Origin of the sequence: Kocuria sp. ICS0012 (assembly GCF_001665945.1) — a bacterium.
Lineage (GTDB): Bacteria > Actinomycetota > Actinomycetes > Actinomycetales > Micrococcaceae > Kocuria > Kocuria marina.
In genome coordinates this window covers 1-5,613 of record NZ_LZMM01000014.1, presented here as the reverse complement: position 1 = coordinate 5,613, position 5,613 = coordinate 1, and the positions used below count along the sequence as shown (strand labels likewise).

The window sequence follows — 5,613 nt, the reverse complement described above, 5'->3', positions numbered from 1 at the left end:
CCCTGGGGTGTTTTCCCGTTTCCTGGGGGTGTTGGGTGTCAGCTGGGATCCTGCCCTGGTTCTGCTGCGCTGTTTGGTGTGGTGGTGGGGTGGTTTCTGTTGAATGTTTTTTGACGGAGAGTTTGATCCTGGCTCAGGACGAACGCTGGCGGCGTGCTTAACACATGCAAGTCGAACGCTGAAGCTTGGTGCTTGCACTGGGTGGATGAGTGGCGAACGGGTGAGTAATACGTGAGTAACCTGCCCTTGACTCTGGGATAAGCCTGGGAAACTGGGTCTAATACTGGATATGACCTCCTGTCGCATGGTGGGGGGTGGAAAGGGTTTGTACTGGTTGTGGATGGGCTCACGGCCTATCAGCTTGTTGGTGGGGTAATGGCCTACCAAGGCGACGACGGGTAGCCGGCCTGAGAGGGTGACCGGCCACACTGGGACTGAGACACGGCCCAGACTCCTACGGGAGGCAGCAGTGGGGAATATTGCACAATGGGCGCAAGCCTGATGCAGCGACGCCGCGTGAGGGATGACGGCCTTCGGGTTGTAAACCTCTTTCAGCACGGAAGAAGCGAAAGTGACGGTACGTGCAGAAGAAGCGCCGGCTAACTACGTGCCAGCAGCCGCGGTAATACGTAGGGCGCAAGCGTTGTCCGGAATTATTGGGCGTAAAGAGCTCGTAGGCGGTTTGTCGCGTCTGCTGTGAAAGCCCGGGGCTTAACCCCGGGTGTGCAGTGGGTACGGGCAGACTTGAGTGCAGTAGGGGAGACTGGAACTCCTGGTGTAGCGGTGAAATGCGCAGATATCAGGAAGAACACCGATGGCGAAGGCAGGTCTCTGGGCTGTTACTGACGCTGAGGAGCGAAAGCATGGGGAGCGAACAGGATTAGATACCCTGGTAGTCCATGCCGTAAACGTTGGGCACTAGGTGTGGGGGACATTCCACGTTTTCCGCGCCGTAGCTAACGCATTAAGTGCCCCGCCTGGGGAGTACGGCCGCAAGGCTAAAACTCAAAGGAATTGACGGGGGCCCGCACAAGCGGCGGAGCATGCGGATTAATTCGATGCAACGCGAAGAACCTTACCAAGGCTTGACATACACCGGATCGGCTCAGAGATGGGTTTTCCTCCTTGTGGGGCTGGTGTACAGGTGGTGCATGGTTGTCGTCAGCTCGTGTCGTGAGATGTTGGGTTAAGTCCCGCAACGAGCGCAACCCTCGTTCTATGTTGCCAGCACGTGATGGTGGGGACTCATAGGAGACTGCCGGGGTCAACTCGGAGGAAGGTGGGGATGACGTCAAATCATCATGCCCCTTATGTCTTGGGCTTCACGCATGCTACAATGGCCAGTACAATGGGTTGCGATACCGTGAGGTGGAGCTAATCCCAAAAAGCTGGTCTCAGTTCGGATCGTGGTCTGCAACTCGACCACGTGAAGTCGGAGTCGCTAGTAATCGCAGATCAGCAACGCTGCGGTGAATACGTTCCCGGGCCTTGTACACACCGCCCGTCAAGTCACGAAAGTTGGTAACACCCGAAGCCGGTGGCCTAACCCTTGTGGGGGGAGCCGTCGAAGGTGGGACTGGCGATTGGGACTAAGTCGTAACAAGGTAGCCGTACCGGAAGGTGCGGCTGGATCACCTCCTTTCTAAGGAGCACGCTGACCGGCCGGGTGGCTGGTGGCCCCACAGACCACGAGATCGTGGTGCACCGTTGAGTCGGTGGTGGGTGTTTTGCTCATGGGTGGAATATCAGCAAGCGGACACGGATACTACGCACACGGGAACACTGCCGGCTTGGATGGTTGGTGGTGGTGTGTGTGGGGGTTCGTGGTGGCACATTGTTGGGTTGTCGATCAACAAGTTACGTTGGTTGGTTTCCTGGGACACTGTCGCATCCATTGTGGTGGGTGTGTGGTGTTGGTGGGTTGTTGTTTGTCAACTACATAGTGGACGCGAGCATCTTTGACGCCGCGTGCATCTGGTCACACGTTGATCACGGTCGAGGGGTTTTTTGGATTCCTGGTTGTGGTGGTGTGGTGGGTGTGTGTGGTGTGTTCTTTGATGATTGTTTTGTGTTGTGTGGCGTAGAAGTTGTTACGGGCACACGGTGGATGCCTTGGCATCAGGAGCTGATGAAGGACGTGGAAATCTGCGATAAGCCTCGGGGAGCTGATAAACGAGCTGTGATCCGAGGGTCTCCGAATGGGGTAACCCGGCTGCGTATCATGCGTGGTCACTCGTATCTGAATTCATAGGGTGCGAGGAGGAACGTGGGGAAGTGAAACATCTCAGTACCCATAGGAAGAGAAAACAATAGTGATTCCGTGAGTAGTGGCGAGCGAAAGCGGATGGTGGCTAAACCGGTTGTGTGTGATACCTGGCGAGGGTTGCATGATCGGGGTTGTGGGATGCGTTGTTCTCGGGGTCGCCACCCCGGGCGCTGTGGCGCTGTGGTAGTCGAACTGGTGGTGAGTGCCAGACCGTAGGGGGTGTGAGTCCCGTAGACGAAACCGTGGTGTGCGTGGTGTGACGTTGTTCCCGAGTAGCACGGGGCCCGTGAAATCTCGTGTGAATCTGCCAGGACCACCTGGTAAGCCTGAATACTTCCTGATGACCGATAGCGGATCAGTACCGTGAGGGAATGGTGAAAAGTACCCCGGGAGGGGAGTGAAATAGTACCTGAAACCGTGTGCTTACAAGCCGTTGGAGCCTTTTGGGGTGACAGCGTGCCTTTTGAAGAATGAGCCTGCGAGTTAGTGTTACGTCGCGAGATTAACCCGTGTGGGGTAGTCGTAGCGAAAGCGAGTCTGAATAGGGCGTTGTGTAGTGGCGTGATCTAGACCCGAAGCGGGGTGATCTACCCATGGCCAGGTTGAAGCGCGTGTAAGAGCGCGTGGAGGACCGAACCCACTTCAGTTGAAAATGGAGGGGATGAGCTGTGGGTAGGGGTGAAAGGCCAATCAAACTCCGTGATAGCTGGTTCTCCCCGAAATGCATTTAGGTGCAGCGTTGCGTGTTGCTTCCCGGAGGTAGAGCTACTGGATGGCTGATGGGCCCTACAAGGTTACTGACGTCAACCAAACTCCGAATGCCGGTGAAGTGTAAGCGTGGCAGTGAGACTGTGGGGGATAAGCTTCATAGTCGAAAGGGAAACAGCCCAGACCATCAACTAAGGCCCCTAAGCGTGTGCTAAGTGGGAAAGGATGTGGAGTTGCTTAGACAACCAGGAGGTTGGCTTAGAAGCAGCCACCCTTGAAAGAGTGCGTAATAGCTCACTGGTCAAGTGATTCCGCGCCGATAATGTAGCGGGGCTCAAGTACACCGCCGAAGTTGTGGCATGACACCGTATAGCTGAGCCGTTTGTGGTTGAGGTGGTGTTGTGGGTAGGGGAGCGTCGTTGGGGTAGTGAAGCTGCGGGGTGACCCAGTGGTGGAACCTCAACGAGTGAGAATGCAGGCATGAGTAGCGATAGACGGGTGAGAAACCCGTCCGCCGGATGATCAAGGGTTCCAGGGTCAAGCTAATCTGCCCTGGGTGAGTCGGGACCTAAGGCGAGGCCGACAGGCGTAGTCGATGGACAACGGGTTGATATTCCCGTACCGACGAAGAACCGACCCTATCGAACCGGGGATACTAACCACCCGAACCATCACGATCCGTGGCCGTTTACGGTCACGGGAGTGTGTGGGGAGCGTGGGACCTGATCCGGGGAGGTAAACGTGTTAACAGGTGTGACGCAGGAAGGTAGCCGAGCCAGGCGATGGTTGTCCTGGTCTAAGCATGTAGGGCGGTCCGTTGGTAAATCCGCGGGTCATGGGCCTGAGATGTGATGGGACTCTCTTAGGTGAGGGAATTCGGTGATCCTATGCTGCCAAGAAAAGCATCGACGTGAGGTTCTAGTCGCCCGTACCCTAAACCGACACAGGTGATCAGGTAGAGAATACTAAGGCGTTCGAGAGAATCATGGTTAAGGAACTCGGCAAAATGCCCCCGTAACTTCGGGAGAAGGGGGGCCCTGGTTGGTGAACACCCGTGCGGTGTGAGCTGGTCGGGGTCGCAGAGGCTAGAGGGAAGCGACTGTTTATCAAAAACACAGGTCCGTGCGAAGTCGTAAGACGATGTATACGGACTGACTCCTGCCCGGTGCTGGAAGGTTAAGAGGACTCGTTAAACCCTTCGGGGTTGAAGCGGAGAATTTAAGCCCCAGTAAACGGCGGTGGTAACTATAACCATCCTAAGGTAGCGAAATTCCTTGTCGGGTAAGTTCCGACCTGCACGAATGGAGTAACGACTTCCCTACTGTCTCAACCATGAACTCGGCGAAATTGCAGTACGAGTAAAGATGCTCGTTTCGCGCAGCAGGACGGAAAGACCCCGAGACCTTTACTATAGTTTGGTATTGGTGTTCGGTGTGGCTTGTGTAGGATAGGTGGGAGACTGTGAAGCCGTCACGCTAGTGGTGGTGGAGTCGTTGTTGAAATACCACTCTGGTCACTCTGGATATCTAACTTCGGCCCGTGATCCGGGTCAGGGACAGTGCCTGATGGGTAGTTTAACTGGGGCGGTTGCCTCCTAAAGAGTAACGGAGGCGCCCAAAGGTTCCCTCAGCCTGGTCGGCAATCAGGTGTTGAGTGTAAGTGCACAAGGGAGCTTGACTGTGAGAGTGACAGCTCGAGCAGGGACGAAAGTCGGGACTAGTGATCCGGCGGTACATTGTGGAATGGCCGTCGCTCAACGGATAAAAGGTACCTCGGGGATAACAGGCTGATCTTGCCCAAGAGTCCATATCGACGGCATGGTTTGGCACCTCGATGTCGGCTCGTCGCATCCTGGGGCTGGAGTTGGTCCCAAGGGTTGGGCTGTTCGCCCATTAAAGCGGTACGCGAGCTGGGTTCAGAACGTCGTGAGACAGTTCGGTCCCTATCCGCTGCGTGCGTTGGAAATTTGTGGAGGCCTGTCCTTAGTACGAGAGGACCGGGACGGACGAACCTCTGGTATGTCAGTTGTTCCGCCAGGAGCACCGCTGATTAGCTACGTTCGGGATTGATAACCGCTGAAAGCATCTAAGCGGGAAGCTTGCTCCGAGATGAGATTTCCTGACCTCCTTTGTGGGGTGTGAGGTGCCCAGTAGACGACTGGGTTGATAGGCCAGATGTGGAAGCGTTGCAAGACGTGGAGCTGACTGGTACTAATACACCGAAGACTTCTACACACACAGCTTTCATTCGAAGAATGTGATGTTCGCGTCCACCATGTGGTTGACCACCAACAACCCCCTACCCCTACCCGGCCCCGCAGGCTGGTGTATGGGGTGGGCCGGGGTAGTGGTTGGTAATATAATAGAGCTTGGTCCACGAAACACGGGACCCCATGGTTTCATCGCCTCACGCATGGTTGCTGGTAGTCACCGTGTAGGGGTTGGTGGCAGGGTTTCCGGTGGTTATAGCGTGGGGGAAACGCCCGGTCCCATCCCGAACCCGGTAGCTAAGACCCACAGCGCTGATGGTACTGCACTCGGAAGGGTGTGGGAGAGTAAGACACCGCCGGGATTAACATGAAAGAAAGAAGTGGTCGAGGCCGCACCCCCTTAGGGGCGCGGCCTCCCACCATTTAACAC

Annotated in this window: 3 rRNA genes; all 3 read left to right on the top strand. The window is 55.9% G+C overall.

The features are described 5' to 3' along the window. Window positions 1-110: 110 nt before the first annotated feature. The 3 genes from A5728_RS01390 to rrf all read left to right on the top strand — a co-directional run bounded on the left by A5728_RS01390 (window position 111) and on the right by rrf (window position 5,545). Window positions 111-1,642: ribosomal RNA gene (locus tag A5728_RS01390) — 16S ribosomal RNA — on the top strand. A 438-nt stretch (window positions 1,643-2,080) separates the two neighbouring features. After that, a 23S ribosomal RNA gene (locus tag A5728_RS01385) occupies window positions 2,081-5,208 on the top strand. 220 nt (window positions 5,209-5,428) lie between these two features. Continuing rightward, window positions 5,429-5,545 (top strand): 5S ribosomal RNA (gene rrf / locus A5728_RS01380). The 16S, 23S and 5S rRNA genes sit together here, the layout of an rRNA operon. Window positions 5,546-5,613: the final 68 nt, after the last annotated feature.